The sequence below is a fragment of the Kosakonia oryziphila genome, assembly GCF_900094795.1.
Lineage (GTDB): Bacteria > Pseudomonadota > Gammaproteobacteria > Enterobacterales > Enterobacteriaceae > Kosakonia > Kosakonia oryziphila.
The window spans coordinates 26,941-52,581 of sequence record NZ_FMBC01000001.1 but is presented as its reverse complement, the minus strand read 5'-3'; the positions used below and the strand labels follow the sequence as shown (position 1 = coordinate 52,581).

Below are 25,641 nucleotides of genomic sequence, written 5' to 3'. Positions count from 1 at the left end.
GCGCTGTTCGCCGGGGCTTCTCTTTTTACCCATTCACAGCGTCCATTTTTGCAGCAATCAGTGTTGTTCTCAGCAATTAACTATTGACGAAAAGTTGAAAACATCTAGAATGCGCCTCCGTGGTAACGATACTTCAAAAGTATTGATGGTATGCGAAGGTGGCGGAATTGGTAGACGCGCTAGCTTCAGGTGTTAGTGGCCTTACGGACGTGGGGGTTCAAGTCCCCCCCCTCGCACCATAAACCACGTAGATATCGCTCGCACTGTGCGAAGGTGGCGGAATTGGTAGACGCGCTAGCTTAGGTGTTAGTGGCCTTACGGACGTGGGGGTTCAAGTCCCCCCCCTCGCACCATAAACCACGTAGATATTAAGATGACTGTGCGAAGGTGGCGGAATTGGTAGACGCGCTAGCTTCAGGTGTTAGTGTCCTTCGGACGTGGGGGTTCAAGTCCCCCCCCTCGCACCAGATATCTTATATCTCCTCTGTTACACCATCGTTTTCAAGTTCAACAGCATCATTATCATTCCCCCGACCAGAGCAATGCCCGAAGGCAACAGAACAAAATGCCGTAACCGCTTATGATAAAGCATCGCCGGAGTCAGCAATAAACCCAGCAAAATCACCATCCGCCATGCGTCGTTCGAAAGATCAGCCAGTGCAAGACCAGCAACAATCATGCCCGCCAGGACGATCCCCCAACCACTTCCCAGCGTTCGCTGCAACATGTTTCCATCTCTGATATTGATAATGACAACCAATAGCATATGACATAAATTCTCATTTGTCAGCATGCTGCTGTTATCACAATATATAGAGATCGCTCCATCTTCTGATGACAGGCATTCATTAAGGTGATAAATTAAGCATTGCTTAAATAAAAATCCAAATCACTAATTTTTCGCGATGACTGTTTCTTCGCGTTATTTCTTTCCTTATCAACTCACAGTATATCCATAAGCTGCGGATAAATAACGATTTTTATGTATGACATTACAAACCTGGCAATCTCTGTGTAACAAGAGATATCGACTATCCCTGCGACTCTTCTTGCTACTCAATGCACTCTCAGCAATGTCCTCCATGGCTCTGCCGCTCTATAACCAGCGTGTCTTCACGCTGCCAGGGTGTCTTATTTTTGCGGTGAGCGCTGTGTTGCCTGGATGGCACAGATTCTATCCGAAAAAGAAAATCAATATCCCCTTGATTTCTCTTATGTTCGGTAGCCTTTGGGCATGGCATGTGATCATGAAGATTGGTTTATTCCAGCATAACTCCTCATCCTACTTGCTGATCGCCCTGCTGAATGTCCTCTTTATTGGTTCGATTGCTTTTTCTAATAACATTACCGCATTTCTGCTGCACTCACTGCCGGTCTTCGCCGCTTGCCTCTATTTCTCCGGATCGGAGAACGAGCTCCGTTTAATATTTAGTTTTGCTTTGCCAGTATTAGGTATCGCCATACAACATGCGATTCAGAAGCGTAATGATAGTTTCGCCCAGGCGTTAATGAACCGTTTAATGCAGGAACGTAAAACGCTGAACGATTTGAGCATGCTGGACCCTCTTACCGGCTTATATAACCGCCGCGGGATGCAATCCAAAATCGATAACCTGCTGGCGCTGGATGATAGTTCGCGGTTTGTGCTGCTGCTGGATATTGACCACTTCAAAGCTTATAACGATCACTATGGCCATACGATGGGCGATCAAGCGCTGATTCGTGTCTCAGCGGCGTTGCGTGATGCTGTGCGTTCCCGCGATATTGTCGCGCGCTTTGGTGGTGAAGAATTCATGATCCTGATGAATAATACCGATCTGGAACATGCGCGTCTGGCTGCCGAACGCATTCGTCAGAAAGTGTACGATCTGAAGATCCCACATATGTTTAATGAAAGCGTCGCCACTAATGTCACTGTCAGCATTGGTATTGCACCATTGCTGGATGACAATATCGATGCAGCTATTGAGCGGGCAGATAAAGCGTTATATGAAGCTAAGCATTTGGGTCGTAACAATATTCTGGTAAGCGACGAATTGCGCCTCGCCTGAGGGGTAGCAGTGCTAACTTTACGATAAAAGTCTTGCTATCGATTTTACCCGTGGATAGGATTGTTAATAATTATCATTTACACTCCAAATCCAGCCAGCATCATGACTTACCGTACCGCATCGATCACTGAACATGTTATCTGGCGAAACCATCTCGTTGATGAGCGCAATTCGCTGGCTAATGCCATGCGGGAAACTATCGCCAGCACGCGCGCCCATCTGCTCGATTTTATCCACTTTAATGAACCCGTGCCCAGACAAGCACAGACGCTGGCAGAATGGTCACGGCCAGCGGCGCTACAATCGCTGATTGCGACGTATTCCGATCATATTTACCGTCACCAAATGGCACAGCCGCGCGAAAATAAACCGCTGCTGTCACTATGGGCACAGTGGTATCTGGGATTAATGGTGCCACCCTTGCTACTGGCATTGTTAACGCAAAAAAGCGCGATTAGGCTCGCGCCTGAACATTTTCACGTTGAATTTCATGAGACAGGCCGCGCGGCCTGTTTCTGGATTGAGGTACAGCAGGACTATCAGTTGACCTCACAAAATGATGCGCAGCGGATTACCGCACTGGCTTTGCAGGCAATACTCCCGGTAGTTCAGGCACTGGAAGCGACGGGCGATATCAATGGCAAACTTATCTGGAGCAACATCGGCTATCTGATCAACTGGTGTCTGGGAGAGATGATCCCGCGGCTGGGTGAAGCACGCGTCACGGCGTTACGCCAGACCTGCTTCTTCGAAAAACAGCTTTCCGACGGCAGCGACAACCCGCTGTGGCGCACTGTCGTGCTGCGCGAGGGTGCGCTGGTACGTCGTACCTGCTGCCAGCGTTACCGGTTGCCGGATGTGCAACAGTGCGGCGACTGTACACTGAAATAATCCGGGAGGCGTTACGCCTCCCTTAATGATATTCCCGGTTCCGTCTGTTTTAAGCGATCTGTTTTTCATCCTCTGTACGCTGTGCTTCTTCCGCCTCCTGTTCCAGGAGCTGTTTCTCATACACTTTAAAGAAGGGGAAATAGATAACAGCAGAAATACAGGCGAGCAGTATGACAAGAATCGCGGCACGGAAATCCCAGCCGAGCGCCCACGCTCCGCCAATCGGCGCAGGCGCAGTCCACGGCACAACAGAAATCACTCTGCCGATCAGATCCAGCTTCATGGCTGCCCACGCAACAATGGCGTTCACCGTTGGCGCCAACAGGAAAGGAATAAAGAACACCGGATTCATGACAATCGGAGTGCCGAAAATCACTGGTTCATTGATATTGAAGATACTGGGTACTACGCTCAACCGACCAATCGAGCGCAAATGAACCGAGCGGCTGCGTAAATAGCAGAACACCAGCCCCATTGTCGCGCCGGAACCGCCTATTACGATAAAGAAAGTCCAGAACGCTTCCATAAAGATGTGCGGCAACGGCGCGCCCTGCGCCAGCGCGCTCTGGTTGATCCCCAGATTGGTTAACCAGAACATTTGCAACATGCCCGAAACAATCGCCGCGCCGTGAATACCGGCAAACCACAACAGATGAGCAATAATCACCGCCAGCAGGATCGCCGGCAGAGAATCCGCTGCCGCTACCAGTGGTTTGAACAGTGCCATAATCGCCTGTGGGATGAGCATAGTGAACTGCGACTGGATCAGCAGGCTTAACGGGTAGAGAGTCAGTACAACGACAAGCACCGGGATTAGCAGATCAAACGAGTTTTTGATCATCGGCGGCACCTGGTCCGGCAGACGGATACCAATATTGTGTGCCTTCAGGAAACGCATCATTTCGACACAGTAAATCGCCACTAGTATCGCGGTGAAAATACCGGTTCCGCCCAGGCTGTCTACCGGAAGCGTACCGTTAGTTTTTGGGGCCGCAACCAGTAAAAACGCCATCAGCGACAGCATTGCGCACATGAAAGGATCGAGCTGATGCGACTTCACGTAATGCTTACCAAGGTTATAAGCAATCGCCGCACAGATATAAATAGACATAATGCCCATCGTCATATCGAAAGGCGAAAGGATCCGCCCTTCATACTGTTTCGCCAGATCCAGCCAGGCGCGCGCAAAGCCCCAGGTGGTATCCGGTGAAAAAGGCGGATAGGCAAAGACCAATAAGAATGAGCCAACAATCATAAACGGCATCGCAGAAATAAAGCCGTCACGGATGGCCATAACATGACGTTGAGAAGAGATCCGCCCGGCGATCGGGCTGACATAGTTTTCTATAAACCGGAAAATCAGGTTAAACGCAGCATGGTTAGCAGACATATCAGCTCTCCTGTCAGACTATAAAAATAAGCGCACTAGCGAATGTTTTGCCGTGCAGCGATCCATTTTTAGGTTTGAAACCATGCGGTTTTTTAAACCAGCATTACGACAAAGCAGTGTAGGTTTCATAGACGGCTCTTTTTTAATTTTATGTACAGAAGGAAGGACAAAATGAGTATTAACCCGCGATGTGGACACTGCAACCGGTTACTGTAACCGGTTTCCTCGATTGTGAAGGTGATCGAGAAACTTTGTAGAGCGCTTTGTTACATCGGGATATTTACATGGCTAACAGGCTTATGACAGATTAATAGCGATCCCAGTCAGGAGAACATCATGAGTTTGCAGTCCGTGCGGCAATTCTTTGCCGACAACGCCCCCGATATCGATATTATTGAGCTGAACCAAAGTACCGCGACCGTTGCACTGGCCGCTGCCGCGCACCATGTTGAACCAGGACAAATCGCCAAGACGCTGTCATTAAAAGTGAAAAACGAAGTTATCCTCGTCGTTGCTAAAGGCGACGCGCGCCTGGATAACAAAAAACTGAAAAACACCTTTGGCGCGAAAGCACGCATGCTGAGCAGCGATGAGGTCGTTGTGGTTACCGGGCATCCGGTGGGCGGTGTCTGTCCGTTTGGCTTAGAAAACCCGTTGGCAATCTACTGTGATATCTCATTAAAACAGTATCCGGAAGTCCTGCCCGCTGCAGGAGCCACCCACAGCGCAGTCCGTATTTCCCCTGAGCGAATGGTTGAACTTACCCGCGCAAAATGGATTGACGTTTGCCTGTAACGTCGCAGCGCCAGGCACAGCAATACAGTACGCCTGGCGCTTAAACATCTCTGAACTACATCAACTCCGACGTTGAACAAGGCGCTGGTGGACTCCAGGTCAAAATGTCTGCGGCATCCAATAACCCGATGTCAGACGTAACGCCCAGCTTCGTCATCGCGTTGAATTTATGCGCGCGAATAGTTTTCACATTCCGATCCAACAACGAGGCGATCTCGACCAGCGAAAAACCGCGCCTCAGATAATTCAGAAGCTCCCATTCTGTAGGGCTGAGCATCCGGCACTGGCTCACGTACCAATTATTGATCATGTTTTCATTAATACGCTGTGTTTCACCCAGTAGCATCCCCAGTTGCTCCTGTAACACAGGCAGCGGAGACGATTTGCTCAAAATACCATGCAATCTCAAGGGAGAGAGATGCCCAACCAACTGGGCTTCTCGATCGTCTCCCGCCAGAACAATATGCTGAACATCGGGGCAAGAAAGCGAAAGCCAGTGTAAACACACCAGACACTCCCTCCGCTCTTTCCTGTGTCCCAAAAGTGAATAGATAACGGAAAAAAAGGACGTGTGCTTCAATGCCTGATGAAACACTGACTGTTCGTTAAAAAAATGAAACGAATACTGATTAATAGACGATTCACTAAATAAATGTCGTAATCCCTCCCGACTCATTGCGCACTTTTCAATAATGGCGACGTTTCCCTTTTTGTGGCTATTTCCCATTCATTTCGGTCTCCCTATATCGCGCCTGAATTCAGTTCTGCCATTCCCTGGTTGCTATTAATCCATATATATAAATCTGCGTCACTCTTTAATGATAATCGCCTCATTGCACTGTTTTTCTGCGCACTCACCGTTTTATTACTTTTTTTGAGCAACATTGCTGCTTGTTTTACGCCCCAACCTTCGCCAAGAAGACGTAACACTTTACGTTCAGATAGAGTCAGTATTTTACTTTGAGGAGCATCAGTAATACTCCTGCTCATTCCCTCAAACATAAGTGTCCGGCTAATTTCTCCCTCACTCCCATATCCGTGGCGAATAGCATTAATCACCCCTTCAACGGGTTCCTGGCTGGAAAGTAACGTGATACGCGGGCGTAATAAAAACTCCATTGCCACAGGCAGCACCGTATGTGGCGTAAAAAAGATCCAGCGAGAGCTATCGCTTTGAGAAAAAAGAGAATAATAATTCTGACAGCGCCTTCTCGCGTAGAAAATCTCGTCAGCGATGTCAACAATAACCAGGCGAGCGCGCTTTAATTGCAGGAGATCTATCTCTTCTACACAAGAATAATAATTGAGGATATATTCAGGAAAATGATGTTTAAGTATACTACCAATCCCGGCCATAAGAACCGGAGTCTGGCTAATAATAATCCCATGAGTATTGTCTGTTGATAACATAAAATCTCCATATCCATTTGCGAGTTCTATCAATCCGCATAATGACTTTTCCAATAGTAACCACAGATAATGGAATTACCCGCGTAAATGCCGCTAAAACAACTTACGAGATTTATGAGTTGAGGTCAAACATAAACAGCCAGAATTATAGTAGTACCAATTTATACATCGATATAACATATCATCAGGTAGATTATCTCGCACATTATTAAAAATAAATTTTAATTAATAATTAGCAAAATAATTAAGATAACAATAACAACCCAACAAATTATTAAGAAATACACCACATAAATCAGGCTATTATCCGAAAATAACAATTCCTTTTTTCTTTTCATATAATTTTTATAAAAAATTTTAAATGAACGCTTAACCGGATAATTAAGAAGACCTCAGAACACACTTCAGCGTGACTTACTGCACAAATCTTGATCTACCTGGGCGCTATTCTGCCTATCACTTGTGTTAAAACTATCTTTTATGCTCCATCCTTCGCGAGCGTTGTGTTAACAGATACCAGGGTAATCATGCAAACAGACCAGTCATCACAGCGCGCTATTACGCGGTTGTGTATTCAGTGTGGCCTTTTTTTATTGCAGCATGGTGCAGAGAGCGCATTGGTGGAAGAGCTATCAACACGCCTGGGCATCGCGCTGGGTATGGATAGCGTTGAAAGTCTCATCTCCTCTAACGCCATTGTTCTGACAACCATCAAAGACGGGCAGTGCCTGACTTCAACGCGTAAAAACAACGATCGCGGAATCAATATGCACGTGGTAACGGAAATACAGCATATCGTGATCATGACCGAACATAAGCTGCTGGATGCCAGGGACGTTGAAAAGCGGTTTGCCCAGGTTAAACCGCTACGCTACCCACGCTGGCTGGTCACGCTTATGGTTGGACTCTCCTGCGCCTGTTTCTGCAAACTCAATAAAGGCGGCTGGGATGGCGCATTCATTACGTTTTGTGCCAGCAGTGTAGCGATGTACGTTCGGTTGCTACTGGCGAATCGCCATATGCATCCACAGATTAATTTCTGCATTACCGCCTTTGTGGCAACGACCGTTTCTGGCTTGATGCTGACACTTCCTGCCTTTATTCATTCATCAACCGTCGCCATGGCCGCCAGCGTGCTGTTACTGGTACCCGGTTTTCCGCTGATAAACGCGGTTGCCGATATGTTCAAAGGCCACATCAACACCGGTCTTGCGCGCTGGGCCATCGCCAGCTTATTAACACTCGCCACCTGTATCGGCGTGGTGATGGCAATGACACTGTGGGGGCTGCGCGGATGGATGTGATCACCTTTATTCTGGCACTTTTACAAGATATGTTGCTGGCCGCAATCCCCGCCATCGGGTTTGCTATGGTGTTCAACGTTCCGCATCGCGCCCTGCCCTGGTGTGCGCTTCTTGGCGCACTCGGCCACGGCTCCCGCTTTGCGCTGATGTACTGGGGTTTTAATATCGAATGGTCAACTTTTGTCGCCGCCATGCTGGTGGGATCAATAGGCATTCGCTGGTCGCGATGGTATCTGGCGCATCCTAAAGTGTTTACTGTGGCAGCAGTAATTCCAATGTTTCCAGGCATCTCGGCCTACACCGCGATGGTTTCCGCTGTGAAAATTGGCCACTTTGGCTACAGCGAAGAGTTAATGATCCTGTTACTCACAAATTTCCTGAAAGCCTCATCGATCGTTGGCGCGCTTTCTATTGGCCTGTCGATTCCCGGGCTGTGGATATACCGCAAACGCCCGCGCGTTTGAGATTTGTTTTCTGGCGAGGCCAGCAAAAAAATGCCTTGCAATTAAATCGCGCACTATTTATATTAAAAAACATGAAAACGACACCAACCAAAAATGCACAGCTCGCCTTAGATAACCAGTTTTGTTTTGCGCTCTACTCAACAAACCTGGCGCTGCATAAGCTCTACCGGCAGCTTCTGGCTCCGCTGAATCTTACCTATCCACAGTATCTGGTCATGTTGGTACTGTGGGAACAGGATGATATCACCGTGTCAGAGGTTGGTGAGCGCCTGTTTCTGGATTCAGCAACGCTGACACCGCTGCTTAAACGGCTGGAAAGCGCAGGGCTGATCCACCGTCAGCGTTCACGCCAGGATGAGCGGCAAGTGGTGATTACGTTAAGCGAAAGCGGGCGCGCGTTGCAGCAGCAAGCAATGTCTATTCCGCAAGCAATAGGCTGTGCTATGGCCTGCGATAACGCGACGCTGCATGATATCAAGCAGCAACTGGAGCAGCTTCGCCAGAACTTTCACCGGGCATGAACTCCCTTTTGCAGGGAGTTTATTTCCAGTAAATAAATAGTACACTATTATATAGCAAACACTCAAGATAATTAAGGAACCTGCCATGTCATTAGAAAAAGTCGTTTACACCGCTAAAGCTAAAGCAACCGGAGGCCGTGACGGCCGCGCAACCTCTTCAGACGGCGTCCTGGATGTAAAACTGGGCGTGCCCAAAGAGATGGGCGGCGCAGGCGGTGAAGTGACCAACCCGGAACAACTATTCGCTGCGGGCTACTCCGCCTGCTTCCTGGGCGCCATGAAGTTCGTTGCTGGTCGCGACAAAATAGCCATACCGAAAGAGGCGTTTATCGAAGGTGAAGTCGGCATTGGTCCGCTGCCTACCGGTTTCGGTATCGAAGCGAAACTGAACATTCATCTGCCAGGTATGGACGCAGCCGAAGCGAAAAAACTGGTCGATGCCGCACATATCGTTTGCCCTTACTCCAATGCCACCCGTGGCAACATCGACGTTACGCTGAACATTATTGCCTGACGCACAGGCGGACACTTCAGGAAAATCAACAGCCGGGGAAATAGGGTCAGTCCAGAACCCGGCTTTTTTCATGCTGTACTGCCCTTTCTGCTCACTGTGTTACTATGTGTCATTATGCCTGTGCGAAAAAAACACAGAGCGCCTTATCCGTAGTAACCCTGTTTGAGAACGCGTTATGTCTTCCAGAATCCTGACATCGAATGTCATCGGCATTGATGAGTTTGTGCGCGATCACGCCAGCGTTCTGGCCCACACAGAAGGCGGTGCTGTCGCTGTTTTTGCCAATAACAGCCCCGTGTTTTATGCCATCACGCAGCAGCGCCTTGAGCAATTACTGGCGCTTGAAGCCCGCCTTGCGCGGCCAGCCAGCGACATTGCCCTCGATGCGCAATTTTATGAAGAACCTGCTGCTGCGCCGGTGAATGTGCCGATGGGCAAATTCGCCATGTATGCCGGTTGGCAGCCGGATGCAGACATCCAGCGTCTGGCTGCGTTGTGGGGTATTGCGTTAACGCAGCCCGTCACGCCGGAAGAGCTGGCCTCGTTTGTTGCCTACTGGCAGGCCGAAGGCAAAGTATTCCACCATGTGCAATGGCAACAAAAGCTAGCGCGTAGTGTACAAATCGGTCGTGCCAGCCAGAATGGCACGGCGAAACGCGATATCAATGTACTGTCAGAACCGGACAATCAAATCCCACCAGGCTTTAGAGGATAACGATGAAAAACGTCGGCGAATTGATGAAGCGACTGCAAAAGATGATGCCCGCCAACACCGAGCCCGCCTTTAAAACGGGCGAGGAGCTAATGGCCTGGCAGAAAGAACAGGGCGCAATCCGTTCGGCGGCGCTGGAGCGAGAAAACCGCGCAATGAAAATGCAGCGCACGTTTAATCGCTCCGGCATTCGTCCGCTGCACCAGAACTGCTCTTTTGAAAATTACCGGGTCGAAACGGAGGGGCAAATGCGCGCCCTCAGCCAGGCACGTCAATATGTCGAAGAGTTTGAGGGCAATATCGCCAGTTTTATCTTTTCCGGCAAACCTGGCACTGGCAAGAATCATCTCGCTGCTGCCATTTGCAATGAACTGTTGCTTCGCGGGAAATCGGTGCTAATCATTACCGTTGCTGACATTATGTCTGCAATGAAGGAGACGTTCGGCAACCGCGAAAGCAGTGAAGAACAGTTGCTGAACGATTTAAGCAGCGTCGATCTACTGGTGATTGACGAAATCGGCATGCAAACAGAATCTCGCTACGAAAAAGTCATTATCAATCAGATAGTCGACAGACGTTCTTCGTCTAAACGCCCGACCGGCATGCTCACTAACAGCAATCTGGAAGAGATGAATAAGCTGCTGGGCGAGCGCGTAATGGACAGGATGCGCCTCGGTAACAGTCTGTGGGTGATCTTCAACTGGGAGAGCTACCGTAGCCGCGTCACCGGTAAAGAATATTGAGAGTTTTCACCTCTGTGGCGGATCGGCTCAGGAGTATAATCAGCGCTTTAATGAAACATCGGGATATGCACGATATGAAATTCACCAAACGCCTGCTCTGCACTGCTGCCATCAGCAGCGCTCTGCTAACCAGCTTTGCCAACGCCGCTTCCTGGCAGGATACGCTCTCCAGCGCCGCCAACCAGCTCAGCCAGCACAACCAGAGCAGCACCGCCTCGCAACAAGGTGGGTTATCTCTCTCCTCCCTGACCGGCCTGCTTAACGGCGGTAATCAGGCGCTCAGTTCAAATACCATGAACAATGCGGCAGGCGTAATGACCTGGTGCGCCAAAAACAAACTCTCTTCGCTCACCAATACCGAGAATGTGAAAAACCAGGTGCTGGATAAACTGGGGCTCGGCGCCAGCCAGCAGAAGCAGGATACCAACTATCTGGATGGTCTTCAGGGTATGCTGAACACCAAAAACGGCGAACAGTTGAACCTGAGCAATATCGGCAGCACGCCGCTGGCAGAAAAAGTGAAATCAAAAGCCTGCGATATCGTTCTGAAACAGGGCGTCAACTTCCTCTCTTGATCTTCCGCCGCGTTGAGCGCTTTTTCGGCCTGAGCGCGGCATTTCCCCCTCTATTTCTCTGTCGTCCCGCCCGTTAACAGACATGATCAACAACGAGATTGTCTTTTTCTAAACCATTTCTTAATTTTCAGAATAACGTGACGTTATAATTGCAGAAGTATGACATCACCATTAAATTAGCTTTCCTGTTACAAAATTATTAATCAGCAATATGTCTGGTCTTGATAAGGAATGACGGTTGTCCGGGTTGCTCTCTATTGCTCTGTTTCTCGCCTCGATCATGATTTACACCTGTAAAGCGGGGCGAAATAGCTGGTGGTTTACTGCAACGTTGTTGGTATTGGGCCTGTTTATTGTTTTGAATATCACGCTGTACGCCAGTCATTACTTTACCGGCGACGGCATTAACGACGCAGTGTTATACACCCTCACCAACAGTCTGACCGGTGCGGGCATCAGCAAATACATGTTACCCGGGGCGGGTCTGGTTCTTGCGCTGGTGGCTTTGTTCTGCGCGCTGGGTTGGGTACTGCGCCGCCGTCGCCATCTGCCTCATCATTTTGGCTATAGCCTGCTGGCACTGGCGCTGGCGCTGGGTTCGGTCGATGCCAGCCCGGCATTCCGCCAAATCACCGAACTGGTGAAATCCCAGACGCGTGAGGGCGATCCCGACTTCTCCACCTTTTATAAAGTCCCGGCGAAGAAAATCCCGGAACCGAAACTCAATCTGGTCTACATCTACGGCGAAAGTCTGGAGCGCACCTACTTCAATGAAGAGGCATTTCCTGGGCTGACGCCGGAACTGGGCGCGCTGAAGGCGCAAAGCCTCGATTTTAGCCATACGGAGCAACTCCCCGGTACGGATTACACCATCGCTGGCATGGTCGCCTCGCAGTGCGGTATTCCACTGTTCGCGCCTTTTGAAGGCAACGCTTCCGCTTCAGTGTCCAGTTTCTTCCCGCAGAATCTTTGCCTCGGCGACATTCTGAAAAATTCCGGCTATGAGAACCATTTTATCCAGGGAGCAAACCTGCGCTTTGCCGGAAAAGATGTGTTCCTTAAATCGCACGGTTTTGATTATCTCGTTGGCGCGGAAGAGCTTAAAAGCCAGGTAGCCGATCCCCACTATCGTAATGACTGGGGCTTCTACGACGATACGGTGCTGGATGCTGTCTGGAAACGCTACGAAGAGTTATCGCGCGCTGGCAAACGCTTCTCACTGTTTGCGCTGACCGTCGATACGCACCATCCGGATGGTTTTATCTCGCGCACCTGCGCACGAAAAAGTTACAGCTATGATGGCAAGCCGAACCAGTCATTCAGTGCCGTCACCTGTAGCCAGCAGCATATCGCAGCGTTGATCAATAAGATCAAAGCGTCGCCATGGTTTAAAGACACGGTGATCGTGGTTTCCTCCGATCATCTGGCGATGAACAACACGGCGTGGAAATACCTCAACAAGGAAGATCGCAGCGATCTGTTCTTTGTGATACGCGGCGATGAACCCCAGGAGGATATTTCCGGGATCAAACGTAGTACGCTGGATAACGGCGCAACCGTGCTTGATATCCTCGGCGGCGACAACTTTCTCGGCCTTGGGCGCAGCAGTATTTCCGGCCAGTCGCTCTCCGGGGTATTCCTGAATATGAAAGAGAAAGTGCTGGCGTGGAAACCGGACGTCATTCGCCTGTGGAACTTCCCGAAAACGATGAAAGCGTTCACGGTGGATAGCCAGAAACAGATGGTCGCCTTCTCCGGTAGCCAGTTCCGTTTACCGCTGCTGGTGCGCGTTTCCAATAATCGGGTTGAACCGCTGCCAGAAAGCGAATACTCCGCGCCGCTGCGCTTCCAGCTTGCCGATTTTGCACCGCGCGATAACTTCGTATGGATCGATCAGTGCTACAAAATGGCACGCCTGTGGTCTCCAGACCTCGCACTCTCTACCGACTGGTGTGTCTCGCAGGGGCAACTCGGTGGCGAACAGCAGGTTCAGCATATTGATAAAGTATTATGGAAAGGCAAAACCGCATTTAAAGAGAGCGTGATCAGCGCTGATCGCTACCAGAATAATGTCGATATGCTGAAGATCCTTGATAACAACATTCGCTACAAAGCCGACAGCTTTGTCTTTAACGTTCCCGGCGCGCCGGAAGAGGTGAAAGCCTTTACTGGCATTTCCCGCCCGGAGAGCTGGGGGCGCTGGTCCAACGCGCGATTGGGCAAAGAAGTGTCGATCGAATACAACCAGCCGCTGCCGGAACATTTCGAACTGGTCATTACCGCCAAAGCGTATGGCCCAAACGCCAACCGCCCTATTCCAGTGCGTATCGGCGATGAAGAGCAAACCCTGATGCTGGATAACACGCTCAGCACCACGACATTGCACTTCAATAATCCGTCCCGCAGCAGCACGCTGGTGATTGTCCCGCCGGACCCGCAACCCACCAACGAAGGAAATATCCTCGGCCACTCGCCGCGTCAGCTTGGAATAGGGCTGGCCGAAATTAAAGTGCTGAGTGACAACGGTTAAAAATCGAAGGCTGGCCGTTACAGGTCAGCCTTCATCTCATACTGGCTGAGCGTAAGCCTGCTGTAACCCGCACGTTCGAACAACGGCGCAAACGCGCCAGGCACCACTACCGAGGTACTCAAAGCGGGAAAATGCTGATTCAACACTCGCAGCAGTTCACCGGCAAATCCTCTGTGTCGGTACTCCGGCTCCACATAAATAAACCGTAGCTGCGGTATCTCCATGTGTGTAGCAATCACCGCCAGCGCATGATTACGGTACTCAAACGCCCGCGCCGGTAATGATGCGAAGGAGAGCGGATCGGTCAGCCAGGAGAGCGTAGCATTACTCTCGCAGACCGCTTTGCGCACCACGATCAGCGGATCAATTTCCTGCAACGCGCAATCTTCACCGTCCACCTCCTTCGCGCCCTGAAAACCATAAAGTGGCTGGACTGTGGTAAAACCGAGTGAGTGATACAGAGCAACCGCCGGATGATTATCCTGAATGACTTCCAGCCGCAGTAACCGCACGCCTTTATCGCGCAACGCCGTTATTAAGGGAGGGAGAAGACGTTTACCCAATCCCTGCGCTCGATACTGTGGGCGAATGGCGAACGCTGCCAGCCTCGCCGATGCGCCGCGCCGGGTGATCAGGGCCACCGCCGCAGGCTCCTCGCCATCCAGCCAGACACAGGAGTCCACAAAGCTAAGCCCTTCGGCGATAAAACGCTGAGCAAATACCGCTGGCGGCAACGAAAACGGCATGCTGTAACCTTCAAAACATTGCCCAACCAGGGCGGCAAGTTGCGTGCAACTGTAGTGAATGGCAGGGATAGCGACGAAGTTCATAAGGCTTCTCCACAAAATGATGCAGTGAGCATAGCACGGGGAAGCGGAGGGAAAATGCGCCCTGCATGACAGGGCGCAAATAACCGTCAGAAAGTTTCCCAGTTGTCACTGGCATCGGTCGCCGCCGCGCTACGCGGTTGCGTGCTTACCGGAGCGGCCCTGGTAAAACTGGCTGGCGTCGCGCTGTTCAGTTTGCGCTGCTGCTGGCTAATGCGAAATACGGAAACCGCCTGCGTCAGATGGCTGGCCTGCTCTTCCAGCGCCGCCGCCGCAGCAGCGGATTCTTCCACCAGCGAGGCGTTCTGCTGTGTTACCCGATCCATCTCGGAAACCGCCAGCCCCACCTGGTCAATACCGCGACTTTGCTCATCAGAGGCAGAAGCGATTTCCCCCATAATGTCGGTCACGCGGGTCACTGCATTCACGATTTCACCCATGGTTTCCCCGGCGCTCTCCACCAGTGTGGAACCCAGTTCAACGCGACCGACGGAGTCTTCAATCAGGCTTTTGATTTCACGAGCGGCCTGGGCACTGCGCTGCGCCAGGTTGCGAACTTCGCCCGCCACCACTGCAAAGCCACGCCCCTGCTCACCTGCGCGCGCGGCTTCGACGGCGGCATTCAGCGCCAGGATATTAGTCTGGAAGGCAATACCGTCGATTACGCTAATGATGTCAGCAATTTTCTGCGAACTGGCGGCAATATCACGCATCGTCTGCACAACATTATCCACCACTTTGCCGCCTTTCTGCGCGGTTTCGGAAGCGCTCAGCGCCAGGTGGCTCGCCTGACGGGCGTTATCGGCGTTCTGTTTCACCGTTGCCGTCAGCTCTTCCATGCTGGCTGCCGTCTCTTCCAGCGAAGAGGCTTGCTGCTCGGTACGGGAGGAAAGGTCGTTATTCCCCGCCGAAATTTCACTGGCTCCGCTATAAATCGCATTGGCGCCATTACGCACATCGCTGACGGTACGCACCAGTTCACTCTGCATATGACGCAGGCTGTCAGCCAGAACCCCCATCTCATTGGAACCGTGGACATCAATGCGCTGCACCAGATCGCCGCCAGCAATATGACGAATGTTGTCGATCAGGTGGTTTAACGGCCCGATCAGCGCTTGTTTGATCCCGGCCCAGACGCCGATGATCACCAGCAGTACCACGATCAGCACCGTAATAATGATCCAAATGGCTGAGCCGTAAGAGCTTTCGCTATCGCTGACCGCCGTTTCATACAGATGATCGTTCTGCTGCAAATAATTGAGGTACTGCTTCTCAAAACCGTCCTGATAGCTCTGAGTCGGTTGATCGAAGAAGGCGTTAATTTTGCCTGCGCCCAGCAACTGGATCAGATCCGCCAGCGCATTGTGGTAGATATCATAGTTACGTTTAATCTCTGCCGCAGCCTCCCCGCTCTGGCGCGGATCGCGCGGCAGTGCCTGGTAAGCATTCCAGCCTGCTTCAGCCTGTTTCAGCGAGGCGCTGGCAATCTGCATCAGGTCGGACAGCGTCGCGCCGCTGCCAATATTGTTCTGATCCATCATGTAGCGGATCCCGGCGCGGTTAAGGGTATTACGGGTTTGCAGCAGCGCAACCCAACTAGCATTCAGCGTGGATTGTTGCTGGCGAATGGTTTGCAGGACGGTGAAGTTTTCTTTGTCGTGTTTCAGCGCGTTAAAGAACAAGCCGCCGGAAGTGAGTTGTAAAAGGCCAAATAATCCCAGTACCAGCAATAAACTGGTGACAAGTTTGATGCGAGTTAACATGTTTTCTCTTTCCCTATGGATAGACGTTAGGTTTTCGGCCTGCATAAGGAAAACTTTATGGCGCATCGTGCTATTTTCGTTCGCTTTTTACCGAATAAAAGACACCCTCCCTTTCTTCCTGCGTGATCAAACTCACATATTTTCCGACACTTACGCGCCACTGAAACCGCTCACCGCCCTCTTCTACCGCTCAGCAATCGTTTCTGACCACTGAGTCAAATCATCGCCGCTTTGCGCGTGTAATTTGTCATGATCGCTACCAGTATTTAGCCAAAACAATACTTCCAGTCCAGTTCACTCATTCTGCAAAAAGCCAGGTCTGATATGGATACTAAAAAACTCTTCAAGCACATACCCTGGGTGATTCTCGGGATTATCGGTGCCTTCTGTCTCTCTGTTATCGCCTTACGCCGGGGCGAGCACGTTAGTGCTCTGTGGATCGTTGTTGCATCCGTCTCCGTCTATCTGGTGGCTTACCGCTACTACAGCCTTTATATCGCCCAAAAGGTGATGAAACTCGATCCGACCCGTTCAACCCCGGCGGTGATCAATAACGACGGCCTTAACTATGTGCCAACCAACCGCTACGTGCTGTTTGGTCACCATTTTGCCGCTATCGCTGGCGCAGGCCCGCTGGTCGGCCCGGTGCTGGCCGCGCAGATGGGTTACCTGCCCGGCACATTGTGGTTGCTGGCAGGCGTAGTGCTGGCCGGTGCAGTACAGGATTTCATGGTGCTGTTTATCTCCTCCCGTCGTAACGGCGCCTCTCTCGGTGAGATGGTGAAAGAGGAGATGGGCCGTGTGCCGGGCACCATCGCGCTGTTCGGCTGTTTCCTGATTATGATCATCATCCTCGCGGTGCTGGCGCTGATCGTGGTAAAAGCACTGGCGGAAAGCCCATGGGGTGTGTTCACCGTTTGCTCCACCGTGCCGATTGCCCTGTTTATGGGGATCTACATGCGCTTCCTGCGTCCTGGCCGCGTGGGTGAAGTGTCAGTAATCGGTATTGTGCTGCTGGTTGCCGCCATCTGGTTTGGTGGCGTGATTGCCCGCGACCCGTACTGGGGACCAGCGTTGACCTTTAAAGACACCACCATCACCTTCGCACTGGTGGGTTACGCCTTTGTTTCCGCACTGTTGCCAGTCTGGCTGATCCTCGCACCGCGTGACTACCTGGCAACCTTCCTGAAAATCGGCGTGATCGTCGGTCTGGCGTTAGGCATCGTGATCCTCAACCCGGAACTGAAAATGCCTGCGGTTACGCAATACATTGACGGTACCGGCCCGCTGTGGAAAGGTGCACTGTTCCCGTTCCTGTTTATCACTATCGCCTGTGGTGCCGTATCTGGCTTCCATGCGCTGATCGCTTCGGGTACAACACCAAAACTGTTAGCCAACGAAACCGACGCGCGCTTTATCGGTTATGGCGCAATGCTGATGGAATCCTTCGTTGCGGTAATGGCGCTGGTCGCAGCATCGATTATCGAACCGGGTCTCTACTTTGCGATGAACACCCCGCCAGCCGGTTTGAGCATCACCATGCCGAACCTGCATGAACTGGGCGGTGAAAACGCGCCGATGATCCTTGCGCAGTTAAAAGATGTGACTGCGCACGCGGCGGCCACCGTCAGCTCCTGGGGCTTTGTTATCTCTCCCGAGCAAGTACTGCAAACGGCAAAAGATATCGGCGAACCGTCGGTACTGAACCGCGCAGGTGGCGCACCCACGCTGGCAGTCGGTATCGCTCATGTGTTCCATAAAATCATGCCGATGGCGGACATGGGCTTCTGGTACCACTTCGGTATTCTGTTTGAAGCGCTGTTTATCCTTACCGCACTGGATGCAGGTACGCGTGCAGGTCGCTTTATGTTGCAGGATCTGCTGGGCAACTTCGTGCCGTTCCTGAAGAAAACCGATTCGCTGGTAGCCGGTGTTATCGGTACAGCGGGCTGTGTAGGTCTGTGGGGTTACCTGCTGTATCAGGGCGTGGTCGATCCGCTGGGCGGCGTGAAGAGCCTGTGGCCGCTGTTCGGTATCTCTAACCAGATGCTGGCCGCAGTGGCGCTGATGCTGGGTACAGTGGTGCTGGTGAAAATGCAGCGTACCAAATACATCTGGGTGACCGTGGTTCCGGCTATGTGGCTGCTGCTGTGCACCACCTGGGCGCTGGGTCTGAAACTGTTCAGCACCAACCCGCAACTGGAAGGCTTCCTGTATATGGCTAACCAGTACAAAGAGAAGATTGCCGCGGGCGGCAGTGACCTGACTGCACAACAAATTGCCAATATGAACCATATCGTGGTGAACAACTACACCAACGCTGGTTTGAGTATTCTGTTCCTGGTCGTGGTTTACAGCATCATCTTCTACGGCATCAAAACCTGGCTGAACGTACGTAACAATAAAGTGCGTACAGACAAAGAGACACCGTATATTCCGGTGCCGGAAGGCGGCGTGAAAACCTCTTCACACCATTAAACCTGATGCCGGATGACGCTACGCTTATCCGGCTGTGACATGGATTCCGTAGACGGTTTGGGCCCGGACAGCACGCAGCAACCGGAGCGTACACACAGTACGTGAGGATGCGAGCACTGTCCGGGTTCAAAATGGCAAGTAAAAGCGCCTGCATCTCCGGGCACCATATATATCCGGGAAGAATAATGTTTGGTAATTTAGGCGAAGCTAAAAAGTACCTCGGCCAGGCGGCAAAGATGCTGATTGGTATTCCGGATTATGACAACTATGTTGACCATATGAAGACCAACCATCCCGACAAACCGTACATGACTTACGAAGAGTTCTTCCGCGAACGCCAACAGGCGCGTTACGGCGGTGACGGCAAGGGCGGTGTCCGCTGTTGCTAAAGGAGATGTTATGACCCCAATTGCAGTCACACTGTTGACCGGTTTCCTCGGCGCAGGCAAAACCACCCTCTTACGCCATATCCTCAATGAACAGCACGGCTACAAAATCGCCGTCATCGAAAACGAATTCGGTGAAGTTTCCGTTGACGATCAATTAATTGGTGATCGCGCCACGCAGATCAAAACCCTGACTAACGGCTGTATCTGCTGTAGCCGCTCCAACGAACTGGAAGATGCGCTGCTGGATCTGCTCGACAGCCTCGATCGCGGTGATATCACCTTCGACCGGCTGGTGATCGAATGCACCGGCATGGCGGATCCCGGCCCAATCATTCAGACCTTTTTCTCCCATGAGATCCTCTGCCAACGCTATCTACTCGACGGGGTGATCGCGCTGGTCGATGCAGTCCACGCCGATGAGCAGATGAACCAGTTTACGCTGGCGCAATCACAAATAGGCTATGCCGACCGCATTCTGCTGAGCAAAACCGACGTTGTTGGAGAGAGCGAAAAGCTGTGCGAACGCCTGCGCCGCATTAATGCCCGCGCGCCGATTTACACCGTTACTCATGGTGATATTGAGCTGGCGAACCTGTTTAATACCAACGGATTTATGCTGGAAGAGAACGTGGTTACCACTAAACCGCGCTTCCATTTTATATCCGACAAGCAGAACGACATTAGCTCGATTGTGGTGGAACTTGATTACCCGGTGGACATCAGCGAGGTGTCGCGCGTGATGGAGAGTCTGCTGCTGAGTTTTGCCGAAAAACTGTTGCGTTATAAAGGGATGCTGTGGATCGACGGCGAGCCAAACCGCCTGCTGTTCCAGGGCGTACAGCGCCTCTACAGTGCCGACTGGGATCGTCCGTGGGGCGATGAAACCCCACACAGCACGCTGGTGTTTATTGGCGTGCAACTGCCGGAAGAGGAGATCCGCGAAGCCTTTGCGGGACTAAAGAAATAGCCTGATAAGCGACTACGGTTTTGTAGGCCGGGTAAGGCGTAGTCGCCACCCGGCAATCAAGATTCAACGACCACAACCCAACTCATGGTTAACAAACGCTTTCTCCCGAAATTAAAGCATTCACAACCTCCTCGCTCACCCCAGTCACGGACTTATGTAAACTCCTGGGGATTACTGAGAGACATCCTGTCTCTCACCGGAGGCCAACCTTCGGTTGGGCAAATTCGTTCCCGACGAATTTGTCACTGCGTCGCCGCCTTCCTGCAACGCGAATTATTTAGGGTATATGCCCTGCATCCTCCGCCTTGATAACGCGCTTTGTACCCAGCGTCGCCACCTCGACCAATTACGGGGCACAGCCTAAAGTCAGAATACGGCATACCAACGAAAGGCAATACTGCCACGATACCTGTCCGCTAAAGCTATATTTAGATCCGCAACATTCTTATGTTTTTAAGTAAAATAACCTGTACATTCATATTTAAATACCTTTTTAATAAGTCATAAAAATATTTTTTATAAAAAACATCTCACTCAATATCCACATATTATTTTTTAGCAATTAGGATGAATGGCGCATGGTTTATTTAAAAATAACCAACATTATTTATTGATTTATTAATTTCTATTTATTATGTGAGTATTTTGTATTACAAATACATATAATTAATTAGCCATCTTCGTCTGGAAATGCTTCATCTCATTACCCAAACGAGAGAAGAAAATTCCCACGCTACAATGAAGATCATTTCACCTAAAGGCCTATGTTGGTAAATTATTTATTTTAAACTCAGATTGTCGCCAGCATAAATGTATTCTTATTCATATTAATTATAGCGCATTATCATCACCAGAGATGCTGCCAGATTTTTCGACACAGTGCACATACAGTTATACTTACAAAACAATTCAAAACCGCTGTCCTGGCAAGGGACAGCGGTTGACATTTTGATACTATCTGCCCATTTTTACAGCAATTTTTTTAAGTAATAATGATACTTTCCAGCATTTTCATTATCTCAATCATGTATTTATGAAATCATTGATAGTTTAAATATTTCAATGCATTATTTCCTTTTTTTTAGAATCGAATCAATGATTGCCATACCTTGTTTCATAACTGGCGTGAACATATCTGCGCTTTCTTTAATATGATACCTGTTTTCATAGAACACAATACCGAACACCACAATGAAAGGAATAAATAAAATAGTCATTACTAATATTTTTGAGCAGGCTCTTTTTTGAAGATTAAAGCCGAAATTGAGATTGCTACCATTATATTCACTAAAGTTGATTGCCGTTTCACAATTTTTTTGTGGCGGGATGTAAATATAACCTATCCTTGGAATGGTTTTTATGCGTTCCAGAACACCAATTGCGGTCAGATTACGTCTTAGCTTATAGATAAGTTGTGTTAAATTTGCATCGACAATAGTTGATGAGCGTTCACCCCAAACGCTAATTATAAGTTGTTCTTTGCTCAACTCATTACCTTGATTTTTAAGTAAATAAACTAGAAGTTTCTTTTCCTTTTCACTTATTTTTATTGTTATATCCCCTCTTACAAGGCTATTCATTGATTCTTCGAAGTATGTATTTTCACCAATTACAATCATCGATAGCTACTCCATTAAGTCTCATGGCCATACCACCAACAGTATTACCAAGTGGTCCGTTTTCAGTTTTATTAGAGGTTATTTTCCATGCTAAAAAAATTTAGGTTAGTGATTTATAGATTATTTATAATTAATTATTTTAGTTTAATATTTTCGATTATTCAAATCGGCATTAATAGTTATTTACCATAATTATTAACTGGATATATTGAGTGTAAGCACAGATGATTTGACTGCAAGAAGAAGCGAGCCAGTAAAATAACAAGTTTTTACTGGCTTGAGTATCAATTGTGACATCCTGTAAATCTGGTTTTTGGGATGTTCAAGTTAAGCCAATAAAATCCAAAGAAAGGAACCAAAATGTCTAACAGTAAATTAATACAAAAAGATACTTATACTGAGCAGTCCTATGAAATGGATAATTTCTCACCTAAAACGAATGACTCAAAATACAGTTACACCTCCGGAAGGGTAATGAAAAGAGTCTATAATAAATATAATAAATCTAATAAACCAAAAGTTTTTGGTTATTATACAGACTGGTCACAATACGATAAACGTGCAGCTGAAGATAAAACCGGTAAGATCCCAGCAGCTCAACGAGGCCGTGGTATTGATCTAACGCTTCTGGATCCAACAGCATATGACAAAATTATTATCGGCTTTATGGGTATTGTGGGTGATCAAGGGGAAAATAAATCAAAGATCGAGCAGGCGGCAGCATGGACCGGCAAAAAAACCAATGAAATGACGATCCTTGATCCATGGGGTGATTGTCAGGCCGCGTTCAATAACGGTTTCCAGGGTTGGCAACCAATGGGGTTCGGTCCGGGCGCGACTTATAACGACGGCACTAACATGGATACGTTCTATCAGGAGCAGGTTCAAGGTGTATTTGGCGGACTGCGCGATCTCCAGAAAAAAGCACTACAGCAAGGGCACGAGCTAGCCCTATCGTTTAGTATCGGTGGCTGGACCATGAGTCACGCATTCCACGAACTGGCAAAAAAGAAAGACGGTATCCAGACCTTTGCAAACAGCATTGTGGATTTTATTAAACGTTTTCCGATGTTCTCCGAACTCGATATTGACTGGGAATATCCTAATGGTTCGGGTAACGGTAACCCGCACGGCCCAGAGGACGGTGAGAACTACGTAACACTAATTAGTATTCTTCGCAGCACACTTGATAAACATAGTATGAATCAGGTGAAGATCAGTATTGCTTGTTCAGCAAATCCTGATCTGCTGAAGTATTCCAACGTAAAAGGACTTCTCGCTGCTGGTTTGCACGGAATTAATGTGATGACCTATGACTTCTTTGGCACCCCATGGGCCAAAAGTTTGGCCAACCATACCAACCTGTATAAAACCGAACATTCTGAGTTCAGCCTGCAAGAAGCGGTGGAATATCTGCTGGAAGAAGGTGTGGATCCTGAAAATATTAATGTTGGCTATGCCGGGTATTCACGTAGTGCTAAAGGCGCAGAGATTTCATCATTCTCCCCGCTGCACGGAACCTACGATGGCAACGGTACAACAGTGGGTACCTTCGAGTCCGGTTGTGTGGAATGGTATGATGTGATCAATAACTATCTTGATCTGGAAAATCAGAGCGGCCGTAATGGCTATCGTGTTTATACCGATCAGAAGGCCTGTGCTGATTATCTTTACAATCCGGAGCTCAAGGTCTTCCACTCTATCGATACTCCCCGCACGGTCCGCGAAAAAGCGCGTTATGTTATCGAAAATGGGTTGGGAGGCCTGTTTACCTGGACTATTGAGCAGGATAATGGGGTGCTTGTAAATGCGGCACGCGAAGGGATGGGTTGTCCGATCGTTAAGCAGGTTATCGATATGGCCCCATTCTACTTCGAAGGTGAGAACGTAGCATCGAACCCCGATTCTGAAACGGACTATCCTGATATTGATGAAGATGAAGAGACAACAACAGAAGATGAGGCAGAAACGGAAGACGATTCCGACGTAGGGACTCATTATGAAGCCTGGGATGCCACCATTAACTATGTGGGTGGCTCTAAGGTTAGTCATAAGGGAAGCAACTATTTGGCGAAATGGTGGGTAGGTGCAGGTACGGAACCAGGCCTGCCATCAACCACCGGTGCCGCATCCGGAGATGCCAAACCATGGACAAAGATCTAATATGATCTGGTAAGTACTTCCAGGGCCAGCTTTCGCGGGCCCTGGAGCCCACCTACCAAATTAAGATAATGACTTTAATTGTACGGGGTAAATTATGACAATCTCTGACAATTATATTGAATTCATTAAAGAAGAAGGCCTGAGTTTAACGGCATATTGCTATATTCGAAGGACTAATCAACCATGAAGTTAAGGCTCCGCTAAATCAAAACCAATGTGATGCCTTACTGTCTTGTATTTTTAATGTTGGCCCTGGGAAGGAAGGGGTTAAAAGTAGAGTAATCATCTTAAAGGATAATCACCCATCAATATTGCTCCGTTCTCTGAATAATGAATTGTATCGTGATGCTGTTAATGCTTTTACTTCATGGATATATATTGGAGGTATGATAATGAAAGATTTGCTAAAAAGACGTAAGCGAGAACGTAAACTTTTCCTTCGCTAAAACTGGAGAGAATCATGTTATATAACCTTAATGAAGAAAACATAACGCTATCCTTAATTGGCATTTCAATTATTGGAGGCACAGTTAACTACTTTATTGACTGTACCTCTAATAAGCTTGACGGTCGAGGTTTCACGTTTTTTCTTGGTCAGGTTTTGGTTGCCGGTTTCACCGGATTCCTGGGCGGCCTGATTTGTATTGAATACAAATTATCTCCTATTATGACACTATTTATATCTGGTGTCGCTGGTACTATAGGTGGAACGTTGCTAAAAGAAATTCAGATGCGCTTTTTTTCCATTATAAAAAAATAATAAATATCAATATATTTTTTCAGATATTATAAAGATGTTAATTATGATCTATTATATATATCTACCACCAGGGGGCGCACTGAAATATTTAGAGCCTGGCCCATTAGGCTATTTTATTTGCCATTTTGGTCCTGGGCAGTGCTCACACAAAATGCCATAACATTTTGAACGCCGCTTGCGGCGGCCCTTTAGGGCGAGCGAAGCGAGTCATCCTCACGTACTGAGTGTACGCTCCGGTTGTTGTGCGCTATCCGTGTCCAAACTGGCTGCAACAATATACACCTACAGGGATAGGCTCTTAGCTCCCCTATTTATATCGGATACTTACAGTTATATTGATATCTCGCCAGAATCACGATAGTGCATGAAGCACTGCAATTCAGGACACAGGCTTGTGTCCTGAAAGGGGATTAACGTACGCCGTTCGCGTTAAGATTGATGACCGGCATCACGGCAACACCCTGCGAGTAAAATAGCGTTGAATTAGTAAACGAATAAATTCTCCCGGTAAGCGTAATATTCACGGTATTACCGTAAGCGCTAACCGTAGCAGCACCGTTATCAGACACCAGAAAAGGTTCACTTTCATTCAGTTGCTTCAGCGTCTGGCGATCGTCACCGAGGTAATAACGATAAATTTCAGATACCGTAGCCCCACCACCCTCATATCTAGTCACATACAGAGTAATATTTTCAGAAAGCTATCTTTTACCTGCCAGGACGTCATCTGAAGAACTATTCATAATATATTGATATGCCAGATAACCTCCCACAA

25 protein-coding genes and 3 tRNA genes are annotated in these 25,641 nt (G+C 49.1%); 20 read left to right on the top strand and 8 right to left on the bottom strand.

Annotated features, from left to right (window positions below; translation table 11 throughout):
• Positions 1–152: 152 nt before the first annotated feature.
• From GA0061070_RS00300 to GA0061070_RS00290, 3 genes are all read left to right on the top strand, one after another.
• Positions 153–239 (top strand) — tRNA-Leu (locus tag GA0061070_RS00300).
• A gap of 28 nt (positions 240–267) precedes the next feature.
• A tRNA-OTHER gene (locus tag GA0061070_RS00295) sits at positions 268–353 on the top strand.
• A 28-nt stretch (positions 354–381) separates the two neighbouring features.
• Positions 382–467 (top strand) — tRNA-Leu (locus GA0061070_RS00290).
• Positions 468–487: 20 nt separating this feature from the next.
• Here the strand turns inward: GA0061070_RS00290 and GA0061070_RS00285 are convergent.
• Positions 488–766 (bottom strand): DUF1435 domain-containing protein, encoded by a 279-nt coding sequence (locus tag GA0061070_RS00285; protein WP_090132979.1) that lies wholly within the window; start codon positions 764–766, stop codon positions 488–490.
• A gap of 220 nt (positions 767–986) precedes the next feature.
• On the opposite strand from GA0061070_RS00285, the gene GA0061070_RS00280 reads away from it, so the two are divergent.
• Both GA0061070_RS00280 and fhuF read left to right on the top strand, forming a co-directional pair.
• Positions 987–2,051 carry a GGDEF domain-containing protein gene (locus GA0061070_RS00280; protein ID WP_090132654.1) on the top strand — a complete coding sequence of 355 codons (1,065 nt, stop codon included), beginning with the start codon at positions 987–989 and terminating at the stop codon, positions 2,049–2,051.
• Between the two features lie 102 nt (positions 2,052–2,153).
• The gene (fhuF, locus tag GA0061070_RS00275) at positions 2,154–2,942 is read left to right on the top strand and encodes a siderophore-iron reductase FhuF (RefSeq protein ID WP_090132651.1); all 789 of its coding nucleotides are present in this window, start codon (positions 2,154–2,156) and stop codon (positions 2,940–2,942) included.
• 49 nt (positions 2,943–2,991) lie between these two features.
• Here fhuF and GA0061070_RS00270 read toward each other — a convergent pair whose 3' ends face one another.
• On the bottom strand, positions 2,992–4,332 hold the full coding sequence (locus tag GA0061070_RS00270) for a PTS sugar transporter subunit IIC (protein WP_090132649.1): 1,341 nt from the start codon (positions 4,330–4,332) through the stop codon (positions 2,992–2,994).
• A gap of 336 nt (positions 4,333–4,668) precedes the next feature.
• Here GA0061070_RS00270 and GA0061070_RS00265 point away from each other — a divergent pair, with 336 nt between their 5' ends.
• Positions 4,669–5,127, top strand: a complete 459-nt coding sequence (locus GA0061070_RS00265; protein WP_090132645.1) for a YbaK/EbsC family protein — start codon at positions 4,669–4,671, stop codon at positions 5,125–5,127.
• A 55-nt stretch (positions 5,128–5,182) separates the two neighbouring features.
• On the opposite strand, the gene bglJ is transcribed toward GA0061070_RS00265, so the two are convergent.
• Both bglJ and GA0061070_RS00255 read right to left on the bottom strand, forming a co-directional pair.
• Positions 5,183–5,803, bottom strand: a complete 621-nt coding sequence (bglJ, locus tag GA0061070_RS00260) for a DNA-binding transcriptional activator BglJ (protein ID WP_090132977.1) — start codon at positions 5,801–5,803, stop codon at positions 5,183–5,185.
• Between the two features lie 65 nt (positions 5,804–5,868).
• Positions 5,869–6,537: a helix-turn-helix domain-containing protein gene (locus tag GA0061070_RS00255; RefSeq protein ID WP_090132642.1), complete on the bottom strand. Its 669-nt coding sequence runs from the start codon at positions 6,535–6,537 to the stop codon at positions 5,869–5,871.
• Positions 6,538–7,064: 527 nt separating this feature from the next.
• Between GA0061070_RS00255 and GA0061070_RS00250 the strand changes: the two genes are divergently transcribed.
• The 8 genes from GA0061070_RS00250 to opgB all read left to right on the top strand — a co-directional run bounded on the left by GA0061070_RS00250 (position 7,065) and on the right by opgB (position 13,900).
• Complete coding sequence (locus tag GA0061070_RS00250) at positions 7,065–7,841, top strand: threonine/serine exporter family protein (protein ID WP_090132639.1); 777 nt, start codon at positions 7,065–7,067, stop codon at positions 7,839–7,841.
• Positions 7,832–8,305: a threonine/serine exporter gene (locus GA0061070_RS00245; RefSeq protein WP_090132636.1), complete on the top strand. Its 474-nt coding sequence runs from the start codon at positions 7,832–7,834 to the stop codon at positions 8,303–8,305. Before GA0061070_RS00250 ends, GA0061070_RS00245 begins: the two co-directional genes overlap by 10 nt.
• A gap of 71 nt (positions 8,306–8,376) precedes the next feature.
• Positions 8,377–8,826 carry a MarR family winged helix-turn-helix transcriptional regulator gene (locus tag GA0061070_RS00240; RefSeq protein WP_090132976.1) on the top strand — a complete coding sequence of 150 codons (450 nt, stop codon included), beginning with the start codon at positions 8,377–8,379 and terminating at the stop codon, positions 8,824–8,826.
• A gap of 85 nt (positions 8,827–8,911) precedes the next feature.
• Positions 8,912–9,340, top strand: a complete 429-nt coding sequence (locus tag GA0061070_RS00235; protein WP_074774761.1) for an organic hydroperoxide resistance protein — start codon at positions 8,912–8,914, stop codon at positions 9,338–9,340.
• 175 nt (positions 9,341–9,515) lie between these two features.
• Positions 9,516–10,055, top strand: coding sequence for a primosomal protein DnaT (gene dnaT / locus GA0061070_RS00230; protein ID WP_090132633.1), 540 nt, complete (start codon positions 9,516–9,518; stop codon positions 10,053–10,055).
• Between the two features lie 2 nt (positions 10,056–10,057).
• Complete coding sequence (dnaC, locus tag GA0061070_RS00225; protein ID WP_090122381.1) at positions 10,058–10,795, top strand: replicative helicase loader DnaC; 738 nt, start codon at positions 10,058–10,060, stop codon at positions 10,793–10,795.
• Between the two features lie 74 nt (positions 10,796–10,869).
• Entirely contained in the window at positions 10,870–11,370 is a 501-nt protein-coding gene (locus GA0061070_RS00220) for a YjjA family protein (RefSeq protein WP_090132974.1), read from the top strand.
• Between the two features lie 238 nt (positions 11,371–11,608).
• Positions 11,609–13,900: a phosphatidylglycerol--membrane-oligosaccharide glycerophosphotransferase gene (gene opgB / locus GA0061070_RS00215; protein WP_090132628.1), complete on the top strand. Its 2,292-nt coding sequence runs from the start codon at positions 11,609–11,611 to the stop codon at positions 13,898–13,900.
• Between the two features lie 17 nt (positions 13,901–13,917).
• Here opgB and GA0061070_RS00210 read toward each other — a convergent pair whose 3' ends face one another.
• A complete protein-coding gene (locus GA0061070_RS00210; protein ID WP_090132625.1) occupies positions 13,918–14,730 on the bottom strand; it encodes a GNAT family N-acetyltransferase in 813 nt (270 codons plus the stop codon).
• Positions 14,731–14,816: 86 nt separating this feature from the next.
• Positions 14,817–16,490, bottom strand: coding sequence for a methyl-accepting chemotaxis protein (gene tsr, locus GA0061070_RS00205; RefSeq protein ID WP_090132622.1), 1,674 nt, complete (start codon positions 16,488–16,490; stop codon positions 14,817–14,819).
• Positions 16,491–16,814: 324 nt separating this feature from the next.
• On the opposite strand from tsr, the gene GA0061070_RS00200 reads away from it, so the two are divergent.
• The 3 genes from GA0061070_RS00200 to yjiA all read left to right on the top strand — a co-directional run bounded on the left by GA0061070_RS00200 (position 16,815) and on the right by yjiA (position 20,324).
• On the top strand, positions 16,815–18,968 hold the full coding sequence (locus GA0061070_RS00200) for a carbon starvation CstA family protein (protein ID WP_090132619.1): 2,154 nt from the start codon (positions 16,815–16,817) through the stop codon (positions 18,966–18,968).
• A gap of 185 nt (positions 18,969–19,153) precedes the next feature.
• Positions 19,154–19,357, top strand: coding sequence for a YbdD/YjiX family protein (locus GA0061070_RS00195; RefSeq protein WP_007373011.1), 204 nt, complete (start codon positions 19,154–19,156; stop codon positions 19,355–19,357).
• A 10-nt stretch (positions 19,358–19,367) separates the two neighbouring features.
• Positions 19,368–20,324 (top strand): GTPase, encoded by a 957-nt coding sequence (yjiA, locus tag GA0061070_RS00190; RefSeq protein ID WP_090132616.1) that lies wholly within the window; start codon positions 19,368–19,370, stop codon positions 20,322–20,324.
• Positions 20,325–21,391: 1,067 nt separating this feature from the next.
• Here the strand turns inward: yjiA and GA0061070_RS00185 are convergent.
• Positions 21,392–21,943 (bottom strand): winged helix-turn-helix domain-containing protein, encoded by a 552-nt coding sequence (locus tag GA0061070_RS00185; RefSeq protein ID WP_090132613.1) that lies wholly within the window; start codon positions 21,941–21,943, stop codon positions 21,392–21,394.
• A 360-nt stretch (positions 21,944–22,303) separates the two neighbouring features.
• On the opposite strand from GA0061070_RS00185, the gene GA0061070_RS00180 reads away from it, so the two are divergent.
• The 3 genes from GA0061070_RS00180 (at position 22,304) to GA0061070_RS00170 (ending at position 24,866) form a co-directional block, all read left to right on the top strand.
• On the top strand, positions 22,304–24,106 hold the full coding sequence (locus tag GA0061070_RS00180) for a glycoside hydrolase family 18 protein (protein WP_090132610.1): 1,803 nt from the start codon (positions 22,304–22,306) through the stop codon (positions 24,104–24,106).
• 155 nt (positions 24,107–24,261) lie between these two features.
• Entirely contained in the window at positions 24,262–24,552 is a 291-nt protein-coding gene (locus GA0061070_RS25910; protein ID WP_090132606.1) for a glycoside hydrolase family protein, read from the top strand.
• A 14-nt stretch (positions 24,553–24,566) separates the two neighbouring features.
• The gene (locus tag GA0061070_RS00170; protein ID WP_090132604.1) at positions 24,567–24,866 is read left to right on the top strand and encodes a phage holin family protein; all 300 of its coding nucleotides are present in this window, start codon (positions 24,567–24,569) and stop codon (positions 24,864–24,866) included.
• Between the two features lie 410 nt (positions 24,867–25,276).
• Here GA0061070_RS00170 and GA0061070_RS25405 read toward each other — a convergent pair whose 3' ends face one another.
• On the bottom strand, positions 25,277–25,543 hold the full coding sequence (locus tag GA0061070_RS25405) for a hypothetical protein (RefSeq protein WP_244153017.1): 267 nt from the start codon (positions 25,541–25,543) through the stop codon (positions 25,277–25,279).
• Positions 25,544–25,641: the final 98 nt, after the last annotated feature.

Coding starts and splice junctions, on each gene's coding strand:
- GA0061070_RS00285 (WP_090132979.1), bottom strand. CDS start 766: ATGCTATTGGTTGTCATTATCAATATCAGAGATGGAAACATGTTGCAG.
- GA0061070_RS00280 (WP_090132654.1), top strand. CDS start 987: ATGACATTACAAACCTGGCAATCTCTGTGTAACAAGAGATATCGACTA.
- fhuF (WP_090132651.1), top strand. CDS start 2,154: ATGACTTACCGTACCGCATCGATCACTGAACATGTTATCTGGCGAAAC.
- GA0061070_RS00270 (WP_090132649.1), bottom strand. CDS start 4,332: ATGTCTGCTAACCATGCTGCGTTTAACCTGATTTTCCGGTTTATAGAA.
- GA0061070_RS00265 (WP_090132645.1), top strand. CDS start 4,669: ATGAGTTTGCAGTCCGTGCGGCAATTCTTTGCCGACAACGCCCCCGAT.
- bglJ (WP_090132977.1), bottom strand. CDS start 5,803: ATGAGTCGGGAGGGATTACGACATTTATTTAGTGAATCGTCTATTAAT.
- GA0061070_RS00255 (WP_090132642.1), bottom strand. CDS start 6,537: ATGTTATCAACAGACAATACTCATGGGATTATTATTAGCCAGACTCCG.
- GA0061070_RS00250 (WP_090132639.1), top strand. CDS start 7,065: ATGCAAACAGACCAGTCATCACAGCGCGCTATTACGCGGTTGTGTATT.
- GA0061070_RS00245 (WP_090132636.1), top strand. CDS start 7,832: ATGGATGTGATCACCTTTATTCTGGCACTTTTACAAGATATGTTGCTG.
- GA0061070_RS00240 (WP_090132976.1), top strand. CDS start 8,377: ATGAAAACGACACCAACCAAAAATGCACAGCTCGCCTTAGATAACCAG.
- GA0061070_RS00235 (WP_074774761.1), top strand. CDS start 8,912: ATGTCATTAGAAAAAGTCGTTTACACCGCTAAAGCTAAAGCAACCGGA.
- dnaT (WP_090132633.1), top strand. CDS start 9,516: ATGTCTTCCAGAATCCTGACATCGAATGTCATCGGCATTGATGAGTTT.
- dnaC (WP_090122381.1), top strand. CDS start 10,058: ATGAAAAACGTCGGCGAATTGATGAAGCGACTGCAAAAGATGATGCCC.
- GA0061070_RS00220 (WP_090132974.1), top strand. CDS start 10,870: ATGAAATTCACCAAACGCCTGCTCTGCACTGCTGCCATCAGCAGCGCT.
- GA0061070_RS00210 (WP_090132625.1), bottom strand. CDS start 14,730: ATGAACTTCGTCGCTATCCCTGCCATTCACTACAGTTGCACGCAACTT.
- tsr (WP_090132622.1), bottom strand. CDS start 16,490: ATGTTAACTCGCATCAAACTTGTCACCAGTTTATTGCTGGTACTGGGA.
- GA0061070_RS00200 (WP_090132619.1), top strand. CDS start 16,815: ATGGATACTAAAAAACTCTTCAAGCACATACCCTGGGTGATTCTCGGG.
- GA0061070_RS00195 (WP_007373011.1), top strand. CDS start 19,154: ATGTTTGGTAATTTAGGCGAAGCTAAAAAGTACCTCGGCCAGGCGGCA.
- yjiA (WP_090132616.1), top strand. CDS start 19,368: ATGACCCCAATTGCAGTCACACTGTTGACCGGTTTCCTCGGCGCAGGC.
- GA0061070_RS00185 (WP_090132613.1), bottom strand. CDS start 21,943: ATGATTGTAATTGGTGAAAATACATACTTCGAAGAATCAATGAATAGC.
- GA0061070_RS00180 (WP_090132610.1), top strand. CDS start 22,304: ATGTCTAACAGTAAATTAATACAAAAAGATACTTATACTGAGCAGTCC.
- GA0061070_RS00170 (WP_090132604.1), top strand. CDS start 24,567: ATGTTATATAACCTTAATGAAGAAAACATAACGCTATCCTTAATTGGC.